Raw genomic sequence first — 18763 nt, 5'->3', positions numbered from 1 at the left:
CCGGATTTGAGGGGGTGCCTTAGGAAGGGGCCACGGACCGATCGGGTCCCGAAAACCTTCCAAGAGGACGACACCGATGAGCGGCGACACAAACACCATCGACGGCACCGCCCGCGAGATCCGCGAGCCGGCCCCCGGCAAGACAACCAAGAAGATTCCGGCGCGGAGCTGGGTGGTCGCCGCAATCGCCGGCCCCCTGGCGCTCGGCGCCGCCGGCCTGTCCCTTGCGCAGGGCAACGCGGTCCAGCCGACGCCGGTGGACCCGGTGGCGATCCAGGCACTCGCCCCGTCGAGCGCCACCGCGATCAAGGGTGAGGTCGCCGAGATTTTCGGCAACAAGTTCGTGGTCCAGGACCCCACCGGCCGGGCGCTGGTCGAGACCGGTCCCGCCGGCGAGAGCGGCAAGCTCGTCAGCAAGGGCGAGGCCGTGACCGTGCAGGGCCGCTTCGAGACCGGGTTCCTGCATGCCAGCGTGCTGACCCATGGCGACGGCCGCAAGGTGGTGATCGGCCCGGCCGGCGGGCCGCCCACCGGCAGCCTCGACTGGGCCAAGGACAAGCTCGGCCTCGGGCCGACGCCGGACGTGCCGGCCCTGACCGCCGCCGTCCAGGCCGCCGGCTACAGCGACGTGCGGGTGACCGGCCGCGGCCCGCGCCACCTCGAGGTCGCCGCCAAGGATCGCGACGGGCGTGAGCACCAGCTCCATGTCGGCTTCGACGGCCAGGTCCGCGAGCGGCCGGTCCCGGGCGCCCGCCTCTGACGGGGTGATGCAACCGTTTCCGCCCTGCCGCGTCCTCCTGTCACTCACTTCGACAGGAGGCGCGCCGTGGAACCGATGAAGCCGATGGAACCCATGAAGCCCATGGAACCGATGAAGCCGATGAAGGGCATGGAGCCCTTCTGGCCGAAGGACCTGGGCGATCCCTCGACCAGCGGCTCGCAGAACGGGATGAAATACGCGTTCTTCCCGGACAAGCACCGGCTCCTGATCGAGCGCGACGGCCAGGTCTCGACCTATGACAGCGGCGACCACCGGATCGGCGGCGTCTCCCAATCGGACGGCAGCACCAAGTCGCTGACCTTCTCCAGCCAGAACGGCGACGTGGATCTGGGCTCGCTGAAGAAGCTCGACTGACGGGCCGAATCGGTTCGCGGGCGAGGTCGACGACGGAGCGCGACGGCCCCCTCTCCCATGCGGACCAGCGGATTCACACCTCGCGCTCGGCAGCAAGCGCTGGAAACACCACGCGTTTTCCCCTCCCCCTTGCGGGGAGGGGTAGGGGTGGGGGGGCAGCAGGCACCGCTGCACCTCTTCCGGGACCACCCCCACCGCCAACTCCTCCCCGCAAGGGGGAGGAGCGCGCGTGGCGCTTCGCCGATCAGCCTGACGCGCAGGCCCGAGCGGGCCCCGCTAGCCTTCGCGAGTCGAAGGGCAGCCAATCGAAAGCCTCACCCGGTCTCAGGATGAGGGGGAGGTTTGGGGCTCGAACCACCCAACCGCCCTCGACCACCTTCCCCTCCGGCGCCGGGCCCTCTAAGCCCGGCCCGGCCATGCCAGCCCCTCCGCCGACCCGTCCCGACCCATGCGCGCGCTGATCGACCTCGTGCGCCTCATGCGCGCGCGCGACCGGCAGCGGCTGGCCCTGATCGCGCTGGGCCTGGCGGTCGCGGCCCTGCTGGAGGTGGTCGGCGTCGCCTCGGTGATCCCGTTCCTGACGCTGGTCGGCGACCCCTCGGCGGCGACAAGGGTGCCCTACCTCGCCCAGGCCCGCGAAGCCCTCGGCCTCGCCGACGAGCGCAGTTTTCTGCTGGTCACCGGTGGGGCGGCGCTCTTGGCGATCCTGACCACGGCCGTGGTCAATGCCGGGCTCACCTACGCGCAGCTGCTGTTCACGCATCTGGCCGGCTACGGCTTCAGCCGGCGGCTGCTGTTCCGCTACCTCGACCGCGAGAGGCTGTTCTTCGCCCAGGCCAACAGCGCCGAGCTCGCCAAGAACGTCCTGTCCGAGACCGACCGGCTGGTGGTCGGCGTGCTGACCCCGGCCACCGTGCTGGCCTCCCGGGCGACCTCCGCGCTCGCGGTGATCGCCTTCCTGCTGGCCTACGCGCCGCAGCTCGCCCTGATCCTCGGGGGCGGCTTCGGTGGGCTTTATGTCGGGATCTACCTGATCATGCGGGCCCGGCTCGCCCGGCTCGGCGGCCGCTCGGTGGCCGACAACGAGGCCCGGTTCCGGATCGTCCAAGAGACCTTCGGGGCGCTGACGGAGCTGAAGCTCTACGGCCGGGCCGAGGCGTTTGCCGGCCGGTTCGACGCCCCGGCCCGGGCCTACGCGGTCGCGACGGCGGCGAGCCTGCTCACCGGCCAGATGCCGCGCTTCGTCATCGAGGCCCTGGCCTTCGGCGGGGTGATCGTGGTGGTGCTGTTCGCCCTGGCCCAGGGGCTCGACGTCGCCGGGATCCTGCCGCTGCTCGGCCTGTTCGCCTTCGCGGGCTACCGGATGCTGCCGGCCTTCCAGAACATCTTCACCTCCGTCTCGCTGATGCGGTTCTACAGCCCGGTGGTGCAGGTGATCGTCGACGAACTCGCCGACGAACGGGAGGCCCGGCCCCGCACCGGCGAGCGCCTGCCCTTCGCCCAAGAAATCCGGCTGGACGGCATCGGCTTCGATTACGGCACCGGCCGGCCGGCGCTGGCCGACATCGACCTGACCATCCCGGTCAACACCACGGTCGGGCTCGCCGGCCGCACCGGCTCGGGCAAGTCGACCCTGGCGGGGCTGCTGCTGGGCGTGCTCACCCCGGGGACGGGCCGGATCACCGTGGACGGGCGTGTGCTCGACGCGAGCGCCCTCCCCGCCTGGCAGAACCGCATCGGCTACGTCCCGCAGGACGTGTTCCTCGTGGACGGCACGGTGGCCGAGAACATCGCGCTGGGCCTCGACGCGCCGGACCTGGCCGCGGTCGAGCGCGCGGCCCGGCTTGCCGGCGCCCACGACTTCGTGGCCGCCCTGCCCCGGGGCTACGGCGAGCGCGTCGGCGAGCGCGGAGCGCGGCTGTCGGGCGGCCAGCGGCAGCGCATCGGCATCGCCCGGGCGCTCTACCACGACCCCGACGTGATCGTGTTCGACGAGGCGACCTCGGCGCTGGACGACGAGACCCAAGCCGCGGTAATGCGCGCCCTGCGGGCGCTGTCGGGCCGGCGCACCCTGATCCTGATCGCCCACCGCCTGTCCACCCTGGAGGGGGCCGACGCGGTCCATGTGCTGGAGGCGGGCCGGCTCGTCGCCTCCGGCCCGCCGGAGACGATCCTGCCGGGGTTGGGAACCGTGGCGTGAACGAAGGCGGTCAGGCCACCAGGGCCTGCCCCGCGCCGTCGGGTTCCGTCCCGTGCGTGTGCGCGGCGAACGCCGCGATCGCGGAAGGCCGGCCCATCAGGTAGCCCTGCGCGGCGTCGCAATGCTCGCTGACCAGGAAATCGAGCTCCGCCTCCGTCTCGACGCCCTCGGCCAGGACCGGAAGGCCCAGGCCTCGGCCGAGGCCGAGGACGGATCGCACGATCGCGGCGGCCTGCGCGTTGCCGTTTACCGCCCGGATGAACGAGCCGTCGATCTTGATCCGGTCGAACGGGTAGGTCCGGAGGTTCGACAGGGATGAATAGCCGGTCCCGAAATCGTCCATGGCGATGCGCACCCCCAGGGCCTTGAGCTGGCGCAGGGTAGATTGGGCCCGGGCGGGATCGCGGATCAGGGCCGTCTCGGTGATCTCGATCTCGAGGCGCTCGGGCTTCAGCCCGGTCTGGAACAGGACCTCGTGGACCAGCTGCGCGAAGTGCGGCGCGTGGAGCTGGAGGCCCGAGACGTTGACAGCGATGGTGAGCGGGTTCGGCCAGCCTGCGGCCTCGCGGCAGGCTTCCCGCAGCACCCATTCGCCGATCTGCAGGATCGCGCCGCTCTCCTCCGCGATCGGAATGAACAGGTCCGGCGACACCGCGCCGCGCTGCGGATGCTGCCAGCGCAGCAGCACCTCGAAGCCCAGCACGGACCCGTCCCGCACGTCCGTCTGCGGCTGGTAGACGAGGTGCATCTCGCCGCGGGCCACGGCATGCCGCATGTCGTGCTCGAGGAGGCCCCGCTCGCGGATCTGTGCGCCCATGCGCGCCTCGAAGAACCGGTAGGTGCCGCGGCCCTCGGACTTGGCGCGGTAGAGCGCCGTGTCCGCGTAGCTCAGGAGCGAGGCCCGCTCATCCGTGTCGTCGGGGAAGAGCGCGATGCCGACGCTGGTGGCGATCGTCGGGCCGGTTCCCTCGGCGCTGTTGCGCAGGGCGTCCAGGATCTGCTCGGCCAGGCGCCCGGCCGCGATCGCTTGATCGCAGGGCATGAGGATCGCGAATTCATCGCCTCCGAGCCGGGCCATCAGCTGGGTCTTGTCGAGGAGTGCGCTCACCGATTGCGCGACCGTGATCAGCATGGTGTCGCCGGCCGCGTGGCCGAAGAGGTCGTTGACTTCCTTGAACCGGTCCAGATCGAGGCACAGCACCGCGAGCCGCCGGCCGGTGACCTTGGCGACCTTCAGTTCCTGATCCAGGCGCTGGTTGAAGCGCGCCCGGTTGGCCAGGCTGGTCAGCGCGTCGTGGTGCGCCAGGAACTCGATCTGTCGCTCGGCCCGGCGCCGGGCACGCAGATCGCGGACCGCGATGGCGTAATGGGGCTGGTTGCCGTAGGTGACCGGCCGCATGATCAGCTCGACCGGGATCTGGGAGGCGTCTTCGGCGTGCCGCAGCTCCGTCTCCACCGGCTGATCCGCCGGGGTGGCCAGCGCGAGGCGCGTCGCGGCTTCCGGCAGGAACCGCGACAGCGGGATTCCCGACAGGTCGGCGGCCGCGAAGCCCACGAGGGCGCCGAAGCTGTCGTTGGCGCTGACGATGCGATCGCCGCGGCACACGACCAAGCCTTCGACCGCGGCGTTGGCGAGGCTGTGCAGCCGCTCCCGTTCCAGCGCCGCCTGGCGGCGATCGCGGATGTCGAGGGTCAGCGCCGCACCGGCCAGGAACAGGATGGCCAGGCTCGCCAGGGCGACGCCGGCGGCGAGCCAGCGCGCCGGGATGGCGCTCTCCGATATCAGGACGCCCGGATCGGGCACGATCGTGACCGCGCCCATGGCGATGAAGTGGTGGCTGCAGATCGCGATGAGCAGCAGCAGCGCGCCGGTCATGCGCCCTCTCAAGCGCTCGCCGGCGAGCGCCATCGGCAGGGCGGCCGCGCCGAAGGACGCGCCGGAGATCAGGGATGCCGCCACGAGGGCGCGATCCCACCGGATGTGCCCGGCGATCTCGAACGCGGCCATGCCGGTATAGTGCATGGCCGCGATGCCGAGCCCGAGGACGGTGCCGCCGAGCGCGCCCGCGAACGGCAGGGCGGGGGTGATCGCGATGGCGAGGCCGAGCCCGGTCAACGCGATGGCGTAGACGAGCGAGAGGCCCGTGAGGCCGACAGCGTAGGCGCTCGGCAGGTTCGGCTCGAAGGCCAGCATGGCGATGAAGTGGGTCGCCCAGATGCCGGATCCCCCGGCCACCGCCGCGACGCCGAGCCAGACCGCGCGGATCCTCGGGATCGCTTTGCGGGCGTGCCGCAGAAGCTCGATGCACGTGGTCGCCGCCAGGGCGCACGTCAGAGCCGCCAGACCGACGAGCCAGACATCATGGGAGTCGACGAAGCAACCAGCGACCTTCAGCATAAGATTAAACCAGGGAGGGGATGCCGCCCTCTGGCTATAGCTATCTCATGTTCAGACCGTTAATCTCACGTAGTGCATCCCGCGAAAGCGAGTGCCAACAAGCCGCGTTATAATATCTTGGGTTGTAGCTGCTGCAGGCGCTGGGTTGCAGGTTTGAGCGATGCGCCGTTCTCAGGCCGCCGGTCCGACGAGACGACCGAGGCTGTCGCGCTCCAAGTCTCTCGCTACCGAGCGATGGCGATCCGCCCCGTGGCCTTATCGCAGACCGCTCCGCTTGCGCAGTCTCTGTACGGAAGCGGACGAACAGGTGTTTACACTCCGTAGAGCCTCGGGACCGGTCGCAAGCCTCCGATCGCGATCCCGCGCGTCGGCGGCATACGGGGCGGCATACGGGGCGGAGAGACGGACCATCCGTTCCGCCGCGCCCCTTGCGTCCCGGCCCGGGTCCGTTACCTCGGCAGTCCGAGGATCGCCCGGGAGGCCCGCTTGAGTTCGCGCATCGACCTGACCGCGCCCGATGGGACCACGGCGACACTTGCCACCCATGGGGCCGAGCCGGTCTCCTGGCGGGTCGGCGGGGCCGAGTATCTGTGGAGCGGCCACCCCGCGCACTGGAACCGGCACGCCCCCTGGCTCTTCCCGGTGGTCGGCGCCTCGTCCGGCGGGCAGGTGCGGGTCGGGTCCGAGAGCTACCCGATGGCCCAGCACGGCTTCGCCCGGGACCTGCCTTTCGCGGTGGTGGAGCGCAGCGCCGACGCGGTGATCCTGCAGCTCACCGACGGGCCCGAGACACGGGCGCATTATCCGTTCGCGTTCCGTCTCGAGGTCGCCGCCCGGGTGCGCCCGGCCAGCCTGGATTTCACCGTGACCGTGGCCAATCCCGGCGACGCCCCCCTGCCCTACGCGCTCGGCTTCCACCCGGCCTTCCCGTGGCCCTTCGCGGGCGGCACGCGCGCCAGGGATGGCGGCTACGCGGTGGAATTCGAGCAGGCCGAGCGCCCGTTTGCCCCTCAGGTCGGCCCCGGCGGGTTGCTGCTGCGCGACGAGCAGCCGATCCCGCTCGACGGCGACACCCTGCCGCTCGACCCGGCGATCTTCACCGAAGCCTTCGTGCTCCGGAACGCGACGAGCCGGTGGATGCGGTTTACCGGACCCAAGACGGCGATCCGCATGGAGATGGATGATTTCCCGCACCTCGCCGTCTGGACCAAGCCGACCGCGCCGTTCCTGTCGCTGGAATGCTGGACCGGCTACGCCGACTGGGCGGATTTCTCCGGCCCGCTCCAGGAACGCGATTCGCAACGCCTGCTGCCTCCGGGGGCGCAGGCGCGCCACGGCGTCCGCCTGAGCCTGGAAGGCTAGCGCTTGCGCGTCTGGGTCGCCCGGCCCGAGCCCGGCGCCGCCCGAACGGGCGCGGCTCTCGCGGCACGCGGGCATATCCCCCTCGTCGCACCCGTGCTGGTGGTTCGTTCGACCGATGCGCCGCCCCCGGACGGGCCCTTCGACGGCCTGCTGCTCACCAGCGCCAACGCGGTGCCGGCGCTGCGGGACGTCGCCGCCTTACGCGGCCTGCCGGTCTTCGCGGTCGGCGCCCGAACCGCCGCGCTGGCGATCGAGGCCGGGCTCGGCCCGGTCCGGGAGGGACCGGGCGAAGCCGCCGGGCTCGCCGCTCTCGTGGCGCAGGTGCTGCCCGCGGGTTCGCGCCTGCTCCACGCCACCGGGACCGCGCGCAAACCCGAGCCCGCGGCGAGTCTGGCCGCCGCCGGGTTTTCCGTCGCTCTCTTCGTCGCCTATGCGGCGGATGCGCTGCCCGCCCTGCCGAATTCGGCGCAGGATGCCCTCGCGGCCGGAGCGCTCGATGCCGTCCTGCACTATTCCCGCCGCAGCGCAGCCGTCGCGCTCGCGCTGGCCGACGGATCAAATCACGGCGGAGCTTTCCGCCGCCTGAGGCATTACTGCCTGTCGGCTGATGTCGCGTTCCCCCTGGAAGCCGCCGGTGTCCCGGTCCATTTCGTCTCGGCGCGACCGCGGGAAACGGATCTGCTCGATGCCCTCGCGTCATACCGTGGTGACGGCGCGCGGTGACAGCAAGACAGAGCCGCCGTATCTCGCCCTCGCGCCCGGTGCCGCCGTGGTGCTACGGGAGCGCGGCGACGCCGAAGAGTTGGAGGACTTGCCCGTGACGCCACCACCCAGCGACGCCGACAAGCCTGGAGCCGGCAGCCCGAAGCCGGGCGCCGCCCCGTCATCGCCTGCGCAGCCCGATCCCGCGCGGACGAATGCCAAGCTAGGCGATGCCAAGCCCGAGGCGAAGTCGCCGGCTCCCGCGGTCGGTGGCGCCAAGCCCGCGCAGACGCTCTCGAATCAGGCTTCGAATCCTGCCTCCGGGACCCAGCCGACCACGCCGCCCAAGCCGGCAACCGACCCGGTTGTGACGGCCAAGCCGGGTGGGCTCGGTGTCCCCGATGGTAAGCCTGAAGCCGGCAAACCCGCTTTCGGCGTCGGCGCCGCGGGCGGCCCGAAGCCGGCTGGGGGAGCACCCGGGGGTTCGGGTCTCGGCAAGACTGAGGCCTCCCCGACCGGCGCCACGGCCTCGTCCGGTCCGGAATCCGCCAGGGCGGCTTCGATGGCCGCCGGCGTAAAATCCGACCCCGGCAAGCCCGAACCCGGCAAGCCCGAGGGTGCCAAACCGGATCCCGCAAAGCCCGGCCAGCCGGGAACAGGACCGCAGCCCGGCAGCGGTCCCCGTCCCGGCGCGACGGCGGCCAATGCCGCGGCCGCCGCGGTGACAGCCGGCCCGATCCTTGATTTGAAGGCCAAGCGCATTCCAGATCCGCCGACACCCGGAAAGGAACCTTCGAAGGAAACCGCAAAGGACGCTCCGAAAGACGGTGCCAAGGGCCCTCCGAAAGGATCGGTTCCCGGCGTTGCCTCCTCGGCGGCGGCGGCCGCGCCGGCCGGGCGCGCCCGGGCCGGGTTCGGCTCCCTGGCGGCGGCCAGCCTGCTCGGTGGTCTGATCGGGGCCGGCGCCCTGTTCGGTGTCGAGCGCGCCGGACTCGGCGGCTTCGTGCGACCGAACGGTACCGATCCCAACCTGTCCGGGCAGGTCGCGACGCTCGACAAGCGCGTCGACGCTCTCGCGCCACGCGCCGCCGTTGCCGATCTCGACAAGCGCGTCGCCGCCGCCGAAGCTGCGGCCCGGCAGGCGCTGGAGAAGGCTCCGGCGCCGGGCGCCGCCGCGACGGACGGGTCAGCGGTTGCCCCTGCGTCTGCTCTGCCGGCTGATCTCTCTGCGCGCCTCGATAGCCTCGATCAGCGTGTTGCGGCGCTTCAGGAGGAGCCCGGCCGGGATCAACAGGCCGATTCGAAACTTGGCGTTGCCCAGGCGGCCGATCCCAAGCAGGTCGCCGATCTCGATGCGCGTGTGAAGGCGCTCGAAGCCGATCAGCCCGGCAAGGGCGAACTCGCCGGGGCATCGAAAAAGATCGCTGCCCTGCAGGGCGAGGTCGAGCAGCGGACCAAGGCCAATGCGGACGCCGATGCCGCCCTTGGTCAGCGTCTCGACAGTCTGCAGCAGGCCCTCGATGGCCGCGTGAAGGCGGCGACCGAGGCGGTCCAGGCGGCGACACAGGCGAGCCGCACCGCCGCCGAGGCCGGGCAGGCCCAGGCCGCCGAAGCCACCAAGGCGGTCGATCGCCGCCTGCAGGACCAGGCGGACAAGATCGCCGCCCTGGACAAGGGGCTGGCCCAGCGCGCCGAGGTCGCCACCGTTCAGGCAGCCCTTCGGGTCGTGGTCGCCGACCGGGTGGCGTCCGCCCTGGCGGCCGGCATGCCCTACGCCGAGCCGCTGGCGACCCTGCGCAAGCTCGATCCGGGTGCGGAGTCTCAGGCGGCGGCGCTCGCGCCCTACGCCGAGACCGGCGCGCCGACCACGGCCCAACTCGCCAACGACTTCCGGCCGATTGCTGAGCAGATCGCCGCCCAGCGCCGGTCGTTGCGGGCCAAGAGCGCAGCCGAAACCGGCGATTTCCGTACCAAACTCCTGAGCATGGCCGACGGTCTCGTGCAGGTGCGCAAGGTCGACGCACCCGCTACCACGCCGGACGCGTCGGACGAGCCCGAGACCAAGGTCCAGGCGGCCCTCGACCGTGGCGACCTGCCGGCGGCGTCCGCGGCTTTCGCCGCGCTGTCGACGGAGGCGCGGGACCAGACGGGCGACTTCGCGGCCAAGCTGAAGGCCCGGGCTGCCGCCGAGGAGGCCGTCCGGACGCTGCTCGCTGGCGCGTTCAAGGCTCTGCCGACGGATCAGGCCGCCAGTGCCGCTCCGGTGGCGGCACCCGGCCGCTAGGCGTGACGGCGCCGATCCGCGCGCCGCGCGGCTGCATCAACGCCGGGCGGGCACATAGCTGTTCCGCCCCTTCCGCACCCAGCGGCGGCCGCCCGACGGCCATCGACAGGAGACACTGACCTCATGTGGCGCGCCCTCGCCTTCCTGGCCCTGCTCGCACTTGCCGCCTTCGGGGCGGTCTGGATCGCCGACCGGCCCGGCACTGTCACCGTCGTCTGGAACGGCTACCAGATCGGCACCAGCCTCGCGGTCGCCCTTGTGGGCGTCATCGCAGCCGCGATCGTCTTGGGACTGCTCTGGGCGATCGTGCGCGGCGTGATCGGCCTGCCCGAGGCGTTGGTCCGGGGCTCGGCCGAGCGCCGTCGGGCCAAGGGCTTCTCCGCCCTCTCGCGCGGGATGGTGGCGGTGGGTTCGGGCGATCCGCTCGCGGCCCGGCGCTACGCCGGGGACGCCGAGCGGCTGCTCGGGCCCGAGCCACTGACCCTGCTGCTCAAGGCGCAGGCCGCACAGATCTCCGGCGACCGGGATGCCGCGGAGAGCGCCTTCCAACGCATGGTCGACGATCCCGAGACCCGGGTGCTCGGCCTGCGCGGCCTGTTTGTGGAAGCGCGCCGCCGCGAGGACGAGACCGCCGCACGTGCCTACGCGGTGGAAGCGGCCCGCCTTGCTCCGAGCGTCACCTGGGCCAACGAAGCGGTGCTGGAGGCGCACTCGGCCGATGGCGATTGGGCCTCGGCCCTGGAGACCGTCGAGCGACGCTCCTCGCTCGGCCTGATCGACAAGCCGACCGCCCGGCGCCAACGGGCCGTGCTCCTGACGGCGATCGCCGGCGAGCGCGAGGCCGGCGAACCCGAACTCGCCACGGAGCGCGTTCTGCAGGCGGTCAAGCTCGCCCCAGATCTGGTTCCGGCGGCTTGCATCGCAGGGCGGCTGCTGTCCCGCCGCGGCGATCTCCGAAAGGCCGCGAAAATCGTCGAGACGGCCTGGAAGGCCAACCCCCATCCGGACCTGGCCATGGTCTATCTCGGCCTACGCACCGGCGACTCGGTCCGCGACCGCCTGGCCCGTGCTGAGACCCTGGCCAAATTGTCCTCCTGGGACCCAGAGGCACGCATAGCCGTGGCGCAGGCAGCGCTCGATGCGCGCGATTACGGCCGCGCCCGGGAAGCGGTGAAGCCGCTGCTTGCCGACCGCCCCACCGTGCGCACCAGCCTGATGATGGCAGCGATCGAAGAGGCTGAGCACGGTGCGGCGTCGGGGCAGGCCCGCGAGTGGCTGTCCCGCGCGGCCCGGGCGCCACGCGATCCGGTCTGGATCGCCGACGGGATCGCCTCCGACACTTGGGCGCCCGTCTCGCCGGTCACCGGTCGTCTCGACGCTTTCGCCTGGCGCGAGCCGCCGAACACGCTGGCTGCACCCGCCCCCGTGGTAGAGCCGGAGGAACCTGAGGCGGCGCAGCCCGCGCTGGTTCCGGCCGGTCCGACATCGGCTGCCCCGCTCCCCACCATCATGCCGGCAACGAACACGACCGCGACGCCGGCTGCCGATCCGGTCTCTGCCGGCATGGCCGCCGCTGCGGTTCCAGCCGCCAGCTCGGGTGGAGTGCGGCGGACCGCATGATCAGACGACGGATTTGGCGTTAGCCAGCAATGGAAGAGGATGCAGGGAGATATCAGTCTTGGCTGAACGTTTCCCCGTATCGCGCGGTTATGTTGACGGAAGTTGCTGATACCGCGTATTTTGTTACTGATACGGCCAGCCGCCGTCAGAGGGTCCGATCATCTGTTCTCCGTTCTATCTCCCGGCTGTTTCGCTGATCCGGTTGGGTTCGACAGGGGCTCCGGCCCGCCCGGTGCAGCCGTGACGAGCGCGGTCGAAGACGAAGCCGAGCCCCGGCGGCAGGTGGGCGTCCTGCCGTTCCAGCTGGGCCGTGATGGCGAGCACCGAATTCTTCTGGTGACGTCTCGGGAAAGCCGACGCTGGGTCATCCCGAAGGGCTGGCCGATGAAGGGCCGTAAGCCGTTCGAGGCGGCAGCCCGCGAAGCCTACGAGGAAGCTGGCCTGCGCGGCGATGTCGGCAAGCGCCCGCTCGGCTACTATTTTTACCAGAAGCGCCTGAAGAACCTCGACGCCGTCCTCTGCCAGGTCAAGGTGTTTCCGCTTAAGGTGCGCAAGCAGCTCAAGACCTTCCCCGAAATGAATCAGCGCGAGCTGCGCTGGTTCACCCCTGCTGAAGCTGCCGAGGCCGTGTCCGAGCCCGGCCTCGCTGCGATCATTCGGGCCACCTGCCAGCAAGTAAACGTGCCAGACGCGTAACCCACCGTTGCCAAGCCGCCGCCGATCCTTTATGGCCCCTCTCAGCCGGACGGACACGCCCCCAAGCGGGGTCGCCACGGCGCTTGCTGCGGTAGCTCAGTGGTAGAGCACTTCATTGGTAATGAAGAGGTCGAGAGTTCAATCCTCTCTCGCAGCACCAGATATTCTGATAGCAGCCTATTTGGGTCACATTCTGCAGGCGTTCTTGTCTGAACGCCTGCACTGATCTTTGACCCCGCGAAAGACAATTCGAGACGCCCGGTCCGCCTTCCGTCCTGCAGGCGGCTGCGCGTCGATACTTCCGATGGGAGGATGAGGCGGACGTGAATATGACGGCCCTTCTCACGATGGCGGGTATTGTACTCGGCTGGGTCGTTCTGGCCGGGATCGCGCTGTTTTCCGGGCGAATCCCCAGTTTCGCGTTCATGATCCTGACGGTGGTGGCGCTGTTCCTCTATGTGCCCTGGGTCAGGCTGCGTGCCAGCGGGATCGAGGGCTCCAGCCGGCCGGTCCGGTTCTGGACGAATTTCGCCATGCTGGTCGTCAGCCTCGCCGCTTGTCTCGCCTTTGGCGTGATGCTGGCACGGCGGACGGGCTTTCTGTAGCCGGTCCGCCCTTGGGCTGCGGTAGCCGCGAACGCGATTCAACGTTCAGGGCTTGCGCCGCTCTCAGTGCTTGGTCAGGCTGTCGAGGGTTTCATCCTGACCCAGCGTGTCCGAGAACCGGGCGAGGCGACTAACGCTCGGCTCGGTCAGGCCGCCGGCATTGGCGTAGGTGGCTAGCGCGATACCGACCAAGAAGCTGGCTTCCTCCGCGGTGACGGCCCGGCCGCTCAGCGTGCTGGCCGCGCCGCGGACCGCGAGCACGGCCTGCTGGAATGCCGGGTCGCTCTGCAACTCCGCCAATCGGGTCATGTAGGCTCACTCCTCAATCAAGGTGGGATGTTGGCGGCCTCGCCGGGGGCCTGAATGCCCTTGGGCGAGGTTGCTTCAAACGCTACCGCGCATGCGGCCCGCGTCCGGGGCGACGGCCTGTGTTGAAGCTGGACGATCAACCATCATAAGCGTCACGCTTGGCGGGTTTCCCATCATGGATCAAGGTACCCGTCTGCCGAACTGACGAACCGGGCCAGGGCGAAAATTTCGCGCGCCAGCGGCCTGGGCTCGGAGGTGACGACCGGTAAACCCTTCAGGGTAAGGATAACCGGGCCACCAACCAGCCATAGGGTCGTTGTTCCTGCATGTCGTCACGCGTGTGGACTTACGGAACCGTCATCCTCGGTCTCCTGCTGGTGCCCTGGCTGGCGGAGGCCCGGACGGGTGTCTCCCCCGCGGTGCGAAACTGGCTGTCCGCCCTTGTCACGCGGATCGACGCAGTCGATCGCACCGACCGCCACGGGAACACGCGTGGGGCGTCCGGCACGGTGCTAGTACGAGTCGAGATCGCCGCCGACGGTTCGGTGCGTCAGGTCGAGATCGAGCATAGCTCGGGCTCGCGCGGTCTGGACCAACGTGCGCTCCGGGCGGTGCAGGGAGCGAGCCCGTTCACGGCTCCTCCGGCCGAGCTTTTGGCGGAAACCGGAGTCGCCGACCTCAGCGTCCCGGTGCAGTTCGGCCGCTGAGCCGCGAGAGCCGCAACCTGAAACTTTCTCTGGTTCCCCTCCGTTCGGGCTCGCTGCGTAGGGTGCGCCCGGGAGGCTGACGGTGAAGGACGCATTCGGGAGGCTGCGCCGCGTGGAAGGCTGGAAACCGCCCTTCCCGGTTGTTGTCGCATCGCTGTTCATGTCGATTGGGATCTGGGTAGTAATCTATCGCTATACCGGCCGGATCGTCTGGACTTGGTGAGCCGCGTCACGGGTCGTGATGGGTGCCGGCCCCGGCATAGGCGCCCACGAGATAGCCGGACTGATGCGCCGTCAGATAGGCGAACAGCATTAGGACCTTCTCGAGGTCAATCGCGGATGTAAGCGCCCAGAGCGGTAGGCAGACCAGGGCGATGAGTATCGAACTCGCCACAACGATCTGGGCTCGGTAGTACAAGCCTTCCAGAACGCCAGCCACGAATAAGAGGGCCGCGATAAGCAACAAGCTGGCCCCTATACGGTAGAACAGTAAAATTTATACCGCAATTCTTTGCAGTCCGCCATATTTGCAGGTGCAAATTTAGTGAATTTGATAGGGCAAATATTTTCGGCCGCAGCGTCGGCGCTGCCGGTTCAGCGGGACCCTCAGCCCTCCGAGGGCTGAAATAGTCAGGGCAGCACGAAGCCCGAGGCGCCGTAGACCAGGGCCGCCACCAGGGCCGCGGCCGGCATGGTGATCACCCAGGCGACCACGATCCCTTGGGCGACGTTCCAGCGCACCGCCGATACACGCTTGGCCGCGCCGACTCCGATGATCGCCCCGGTGATCGTGTGGGTGGTCGAGACCGGGATCCCGAACGCGGTGGCGGCAAAGAGGGTCACGGCCCCGCCGGACTCGGCGCAGAAGCCCTGCATGGGTGTGAGCCGGGTGATCTTTGAGCCCATCGTGTGGACGATGCGCCAACCGCCGAGCAGGGTACCGAGCGCCATGGCGGTCTGGCAGGAAAGCACCACCCAGAGCGGGACGTGGAACGCTCCGCCCCCCTCCCCGTGCGCATAGAGCAGCACAGCGATGATCCCCATGGTCTTCTGCGCGTCGTTGCCGCCGTGCCCGAGCGAGTACAGCGAGGCCGAGATGAACTGCATCCCCCGGAACAGCCGATCCACGGCGTGGGGTGTCGAGCGCACGAAGATCCACGACACGGCCAGCATCAGCAGAAGCCCGAGGCCGAAGCCCAGCGCCGGCGAGAGCACGATGGCGGCGCTGGTGGCGATCACGCCGGGCCAGACGATTGCGCCGAGACCTGCCTTCGCGATGCCGGCCCCCAACAGGCCCCCGATCAGCGCGTGCGAGCTCGAGGACGGGATGCCGGCATACCAGGTGACCAAGTTCCAGCTAATCGCGCCGCCCAGCGCCCCCAGGATCACCCGATCGGTCACCATCGTGACGTCGACGATGCCCGACCCCACCGTGCTGGCGACGTGCAGGCCGAAGATCAGGAACGCCACGAAGTTGAAGAACGCCGCCCAGATGACGGCGTAGCGGGGGGCCAGCACCCGGGTCGACACGATGGTGGCGATCGAATTGGCCGCGTCGTGCAGGCCGTTCAAGAAGTCGAAGAACAGGGCAACGGCGATGAGGACGATCAGGAGCGTCACGCGATCGGCTCAAACATGCTCGACCACGATGCTGCTGATCTGGTTCGCGACATCTTCGAACCTGTCCATGACCTTCTCCAGGTGATCGTAGAGTTCGGACCCGACCACGAAGGCCATGGGATCCTGCCGGGACGCCTTGAACAGCGCCTTCAGCCCGGCATTGTGCAGATCGTCGGCCCGGCCTTCGAGCTGGATGACCCGCTCGGTCAGGGTGTTCAGCACGGTGGCGTTCTCGCCCAGGGCCCTCAGTTTCGGGAGCGCCTCGGCGGTCGCGGCAGCCGCCTCCTGGATCACCGCGCCCATCTCGCGCATCGACGGTTCGAAGGCGGTGACCTCGAACAGCTGGACCGTCTTGGCGGTCTTGAGCATCTGGTCGATGGCATCGTCCAGGGAGCCGACCAGCGCCTGGATGTCGCCCCGGTCGAACGGGGTGATGAAGGTCCGACGAACGGCCAGGAGGGTCTCTCGGGCAATAGTGTCGGCCTGGTCTTCGTGATCGGCAATCGCCTGGCAGGCCACCGGCACGTCCTCGGTGCCGTCAAGCAACGCCCGGAGAGCGGCTGCGCCGCCCACGATCGTTGCGGCATGACGCTCGAACAGGTCGAAGAAACGATCTTCCCTCGGCATCAGTGCACGAAACCAGCCCAGCATGCGACGTCTCGGTTCGAGTACCAGTATCTGTGCGACTTCGATGGAGCGGAGACGCCTACCATGATGGTCCAAGAACCGCATCAGCCTCAAGGCGGAACGCGGGCCGCATGAGCCGGCCGTCATAGTTCAGCGCATCATTGATCAAATCGATTTCTGATATCGATCGGATCTGTTTGAACCATGTTGCGCTGCAACGTAAATAGTGCCTCGACACCGGGCTTCGGACCCGGACAGCGAAAGGCTTTCACACGATGACCCTGCGACCCTTCCTGATCGCCACCCTGGCCTTCCTGCCGATGATCGGCTCCGCCCTGGCGGATGAGGCCATTGCCCTGACGCCACCGCTCTACCGCGAACAGGCCCGCGCGACCTCGGTTGTGCGTCCTGCGACCGAACTGGCGACCACGCCGCGGCTGGTTCCAACCGCTCTGACCGCGACTCGGGTCGTCACCGCGACCGCGATGCCGACCCGCTGATGCGAGCCGGCCGATATCGACGGTGCGTCCCGGAACTTGCGCCGGGATGCACCGGAGGATCGAGGCCGATGCAGCCCGTCAGGACTGCAATCACTGAATTAGATAAGCTGGATCGAACTGTGCCAAGTGCTTTAGGCGTGTGCGGTCCATGATCGTCAGTCGGCCGGCCTTGAGGTGGATGAGCCCTTCGGCACGCAAATTCATCAGCACGCGGTTCACGTGCACGGAGGTCAGGCCCAGCGCATCCGCCAGATCGTGCTGGGTGATGCGCAATTCGTAGCTGTCTTCCGTCGCCTGTCCGACTTCAGCAAGCCGCCAGCGTAATTCGCAGATCAGATGCGCCGTACGCTCGATCCCGTCCCGGCGACCCAGGCTGACGATCCATTCGCGGGCTATGGCCTCGTCGCGGCGCAGGCGGCGTTGCAGAGATGTTGTGAGAGCGGGATCGTTGGTTGTTGCGAACCGCGACAGCGGGATCTCGCCGAGCGTGCAGCGGGTGAGCGTGCTGACGGCATAGCTGGAGCGCCCCGCCAAGATCGCTTCCAAATCGCAGATATCACCCGGAACCAGGATGGCGGTGATCTGGCGTCGACCGTCCTGCAGCATACGGTAGCGGCATGTATGGCCGGCCAGCAACAGGTGAGCGACGTTCGGCGTAGACCCCGGAACCAGGATTTCGTTCTGCTTCGGAACCGCGCGCTCCCGCAGCGAAAATCCGAGTTCGTTCGTGAGGCTCTTGGGATGGGTCGCGTAGGCCGTCAGGTTGGCCGGGCGAGCGGTGAGCATTCGTGCGGTCCAGTCTATCTATGATTAAAGCGTCAAGTATCGGGTCAACAAATGTCGTTCGTCTCATATATACAAAGCCGCTGAATGAATTTAGATCAGATTTCGATGGCTGGGATATCCCTGTGTCTGAAATCGTACCCTAATCAGAAACCTATTTTTCTGTGTGAAATAGTACTATCATTGTGTGATTGTCCGCCGGAATTTTTGGGCGCGGACGACTGGGAGACCGTGTGCTCTTGCCCTGATTGGGAGCAGAGCCATGTTTCAGCTTCGGCAATCCGATAGTCGCAATCGGCTGCTCGGCGCCCTGGCCCCGGAGGATTTCGCCCGCCTGGCCCCGGTTCTGGAACGGCTGCCACTCCACCTGCACGAAACCCTGATTCACGCTCACGAACCGCTGTCACACGCCTATTTCGTCGAGACCGGCTTAGTCTCGCTCGTGGCGGCTACCGAGGGGGGGCGGATCGAGATCGGCCTTATCGGCTGCGAGGGACTGGCTGGCGTACCGCTGGTCCTCGGGACCGATCGCGGTCCCTTCCTGGGGATCGTGCAGGGCGGGGGCGAGGCGCTGCGCGTTCCGGCAGGTGCCTTGCGCGAGGTGATCGACGCGAGTCCCGCCCTTCGAAACGTTTTGAGCCGCTACGTTTTGAGCCTGATGATCCAGATGGGGTGTACCGTCTACGCCAACGCCGAGTTGAACGTCGAGGCGCGTCTCGCCCGCTGGATCCTGATGACCCATGACCGGCTCAACGACGGGGCGATGCCTCTCACCCACGAGTTCATGGCCATGATGTTGGGCGTGCGCCGAACCGGTGTGACCGCTGCCCTGTATGTCCTGACGGGTGCCGGCATGGTCCGGGCGAGCGAGGGGCGCATCACTGTGCTCAATCGCGACAAGCTTAAGGATCTAGCTGGCGACACCTACGGCCCGGCCGAGGCTGAGTACGAACGCCTCCTGGCGGAAGCCTGAACGGAGCCCGCGTCTTGCGGAGACGTATCGAGAGTCCGCGGCCAGCCCTGATCAGCTGACAGGCCTACGGAAACTCCGGGCCCAAAATTTAGGCGCTCTCCCCGACCTGCCGAGCCTACCCCGTCCCGTACGAATTCAAGCCGCACATTAATGAAGCGGATCCTCGCGGCGTTCATACAGTGCGACAGTCCTGTTGCGTAAGCCGCGACCGGCCAGGGTTCCGCCCGCGCAATATCGAATGC

Annotated in this window: 19 protein-coding genes and 1 tRNA gene; 14 read left to right on the top strand and 6 right to left on the bottom strand. The window is 68.7% G+C overall.

From position 1 onward, the window contains the following. Positions 1 to 76 precede the first annotated feature (76 nt). From MKK65_RS28180 to MKK65_RS28170, 3 genes are all read left to right on the top strand, one after another. Positions 77 to 760: a DNA-binding protein gene (locus tag MKK65_RS28180; RefSeq protein ID WP_243961461.1), complete on the top strand. Its 684-nt coding sequence runs from the start codon at positions 77 to 79 to the stop codon at positions 758 to 760. 75 nt (positions 761 to 835) lie between these two features. Next, positions 836 to 1135, top strand: a complete 300-nt coding sequence (locus tag MKK65_RS28175) for a hypothetical protein (protein WP_058192272.1) — start codon at positions 836 to 838, stop codon at positions 1133 to 1135. Between the two features lie 448 nt (positions 1136 to 1583). Then, positions 1584 to 3335 carry an ABC transporter ATP-binding protein gene (locus MKK65_RS28170; protein ID WP_243961460.1) on the top strand — a complete coding sequence of 584 codons (1752 nt, stop codon included), beginning with the start codon at positions 1584 to 1586 and terminating at the stop codon, positions 3333 to 3335. A 10-nt stretch (positions 3336 to 3345) separates the two neighbouring features. Here MKK65_RS28170 and MKK65_RS28165 read toward each other — a convergent pair whose 3' ends face one another. Next, positions 3346 to 5733, bottom strand: a complete 2388-nt coding sequence (locus MKK65_RS28165; protein WP_243961459.1) for an EAL domain-containing protein — start codon at positions 5731 to 5733, stop codon at positions 3346 to 3348. A 486-nt stretch (positions 5734 to 6219) separates the two neighbouring features. Here MKK65_RS28165 and MKK65_RS28160 point away from each other — a divergent pair, with 486 nt between their 5' ends. The 7 genes from MKK65_RS28160 (at position 6220) to MKK65_RS28130 (ending at position 13002) form a co-directional block, all read left to right on the top strand. Further along, on the top strand, positions 6220 to 7095 hold the full coding sequence (locus tag MKK65_RS28160) for an aldose 1-epimerase family protein (protein ID WP_243961458.1): 876 nt from the start codon (positions 6220 to 6222) through the stop codon (positions 7093 to 7095). A gap of 3 nt (positions 7096 to 7098) precedes the next feature. Continuing rightward, the gene (locus MKK65_RS28155; protein WP_243961457.1) at positions 7099 to 7818 is read left to right on the top strand and encodes a uroporphyrinogen-III synthase; all 720 of its coding nucleotides are present in this window, start codon (positions 7099 to 7101) and stop codon (positions 7816 to 7818) included. Next, positions 7781 to 10081 carry a COG4223 family protein gene (locus MKK65_RS28150; protein WP_243961456.1) on the top strand — a complete coding sequence of 767 codons (2301 nt, stop codon included), beginning with the start codon at positions 7781 to 7783 and terminating at the stop codon, positions 10079 to 10081. The genes MKK65_RS28155 and MKK65_RS28150 overlap by 38 nt, the downstream gene beginning before the upstream one ends. A gap of 123 nt (positions 10082 to 10204) precedes the next feature. After that, complete coding sequence (locus MKK65_RS28145; protein ID WP_058192266.1) at positions 10205 to 11701, top strand: heme biosynthesis protein HemY; 1497 nt, start codon at positions 10205 to 10207, stop codon at positions 11699 to 11701. Positions 11702 to 11941: 240 nt separating this feature from the next. Beyond that, positions 11942 to 12397, top strand: a complete 456-nt coding sequence (locus MKK65_RS28140; protein ID WP_243961455.1) for an NUDIX hydrolase — start codon at positions 11942 to 11944, stop codon at positions 12395 to 12397. 85 nt (positions 12398 to 12482) lie between these two features. Then, positions 12483 to 12557: transfer RNA gene (locus tag MKK65_RS28135), tRNA-Thr, on the top strand. A 169-nt stretch (positions 12558 to 12726) separates the two neighbouring features. Next, positions 12727 to 13002, top strand: coding sequence for a hypothetical protein (locus MKK65_RS28130; RefSeq protein ID WP_243961452.1), 276 nt, complete (start codon positions 12727 to 12729; stop codon positions 13000 to 13002). Positions 13003 to 13065: 63 nt separating this feature from the next. Here the strand turns inward: MKK65_RS28130 and MKK65_RS28125 are convergent, their stop codons facing one another. Further along, positions 13066 to 13311: a hypothetical protein gene (locus tag MKK65_RS28125; RefSeq protein WP_058192263.1), complete on the bottom strand. Its 246-nt coding sequence runs from the start codon at positions 13309 to 13311 to the stop codon at positions 13066 to 13068. 326 nt (positions 13312 to 13637) lie between these two features. Between MKK65_RS28125 and MKK65_RS28120 the strand changes: the two genes are divergently transcribed. Both MKK65_RS28120 and MKK65_RS28115 read left to right on the top strand, forming a co-directional pair. Beyond that, on the top strand, positions 13638 to 14018 hold the full coding sequence (locus MKK65_RS28120; RefSeq protein ID WP_243961450.1) for an energy transducer TonB: 381 nt from the start codon (positions 13638 to 13640) through the stop codon (positions 14016 to 14018). An 82-nt stretch (positions 14019 to 14100) separates the two neighbouring features. Then, the gene (locus MKK65_RS28115; RefSeq protein ID WP_243961448.1) at positions 14101 to 14241 is read left to right on the top strand and encodes a hypothetical protein; all 141 of its coding nucleotides are present in this window, start codon (positions 14101 to 14103) and stop codon (positions 14239 to 14241) included. A 6-nt stretch (positions 14242 to 14247) separates the two neighbouring features. Here the strand turns inward: MKK65_RS28115 and MKK65_RS28110 are convergent, their stop codons facing one another. From MKK65_RS28110 to MKK65_RS28100, 3 genes are all read right to left on the bottom strand, one after another. Next, positions 14248 to 14457: a hypothetical protein gene (locus tag MKK65_RS28110; protein ID WP_243961446.1), complete on the bottom strand. Its 210-nt coding sequence runs from the start codon at positions 14455 to 14457 to the stop codon at positions 14248 to 14250. 191 nt (positions 14458 to 14648) lie between these two features. Continuing rightward, positions 14649 to 15638 (bottom strand): inorganic phosphate transporter, encoded by a 990-nt coding sequence (locus MKK65_RS28105; RefSeq protein ID WP_243961444.1) that lies wholly within the window; start codon positions 15636 to 15638, stop codon positions 14649 to 14651. Between the two features lie 9 nt (positions 15639 to 15647). Further along, complete coding sequence (locus MKK65_RS28100; protein ID WP_243961442.1) at positions 15648 to 16289, bottom strand: DUF47 domain-containing protein; 642 nt, start codon at positions 16287 to 16289, stop codon at positions 15648 to 15650. Between the two features lie 251 nt (positions 16290 to 16540). Here MKK65_RS28100 and MKK65_RS28095 point away from each other — a divergent pair, with 251 nt between their 5' ends. Continuing rightward, positions 16541 to 16765, top strand: a complete 225-nt coding sequence (locus MKK65_RS28095) for a hypothetical protein (protein WP_243961440.1) — start codon at positions 16541 to 16543, stop codon at positions 16763 to 16765. A gap of 90 nt (positions 16766 to 16855) precedes the next feature. Here the strand turns inward: MKK65_RS28095 and MKK65_RS28090 are convergent, their stop codons facing one another. After that, positions 16856 to 17551, bottom strand: a complete 696-nt coding sequence (locus MKK65_RS28090; RefSeq protein ID WP_243961439.1) for a Crp/Fnr family transcriptional regulator — start codon at positions 17549 to 17551, stop codon at positions 16856 to 16858. Positions 17552 to 17810: 259 nt separating this feature from the next. On the opposite strand from MKK65_RS28090, the gene MKK65_RS28085 reads away from it, so the two are divergent. After that, on the top strand, positions 17811 to 18521 hold the full coding sequence (locus tag MKK65_RS28085) for a Crp/Fnr family transcriptional regulator (RefSeq protein ID WP_243961438.1): 711 nt from the start codon (positions 17811 to 17813) through the stop codon (positions 18519 to 18521). Positions 18522 to 18763: the final 242 nt, after the last annotated feature.

This window comes from Methylobacterium sp. J-001, from assembly GCF_022829565.1.
Lineage (GTDB): Bacteria > Pseudomonadota > Alphaproteobacteria > Rhizobiales > Beijerinckiaceae > Methylobacterium.
The sequence above is the reverse complement of the archived record's forward strand: the minus strand, read 5'-3'. Positions and strand labels throughout refer to the sequence as shown.

Coding starts and splice junctions, on each gene's coding strand:
- MKK65_RS28145 (WP_058192266.1), top strand. CDS start 10,205: ATGTGGCGCGCCCTCGCCTTCCTGGCCCTGCTCGCACTTGCCGCCTTC.
- MKK65_RS28085 (WP_243961438.1), top strand. CDS start 17,811: ATGTTTCAGCTTCGGCAATCCGATAGTCGCAATCGGCTGCTCGGCGCC.
- MKK65_RS28095 (WP_243961440.1), top strand. CDS start 16,541: ATGACCCTGCGACCCTTCCTGATCGCCACCCTGGCCTTCCTGCCGATG.
- MKK65_RS28175 (WP_058192272.1), top strand. CDS start 836: ATGAAGCCGATGGAACCCATGAAGCCCATGGAACCGATGAAGCCGATG.
- MKK65_RS28120 (WP_243961450.1), top strand. CDS start 13,638: ATGTCGTCACGCGTGTGGACTTACGGAACCGTCATCCTCGGTCTCCTG.
- MKK65_RS28130 (WP_243961452.1), top strand. CDS start 12,727: ATGACGGCCCTTCTCACGATGGCGGGTATTGTACTCGGCTGGGTCGTT.
- MKK65_RS28125 (WP_058192263.1), bottom strand. CDS start 13,311: ATGACCCGATTGGCGGAGTTGCAGAGCGACCCGGCATTCCAGCAGGCC.
- MKK65_RS28100 (WP_243961442.1), bottom strand. CDS start 16,289: ATGCTGGGCTGGTTTCGTGCACTGATGCCGAGGGAAGATCGTTTCTTC.
- MKK65_RS28180 (WP_243961461.1), top strand. CDS start 77: ATGAGCGGCGACACAAACACCATCGACGGCACCGCCCGCGAGATCCGC.
- MKK65_RS28165 (WP_243961459.1), bottom strand. CDS start 5,733: ATGCTGAAGGTCGCTGGTTGCTTCGTCGACTCCCATGATGTCTGGCTC.
- MKK65_RS28150 (WP_243961456.1), top strand. CDS start 7,781: ATGCCCTCGCGTCATACCGTGGTGACGGCGCGCGGTGACAGCAAGACA.
- MKK65_RS28090 (WP_243961439.1), bottom strand. CDS start 17,551: ATGCTCACCGCTCGCCCGGCCAACCTGACGGCCTACGCGACCCATCCC.
- MKK65_RS28170 (WP_243961460.1), top strand. CDS start 1,584: ATGCGCGCGCTGATCGACCTCGTGCGCCTCATGCGCGCGCGCGACCGG.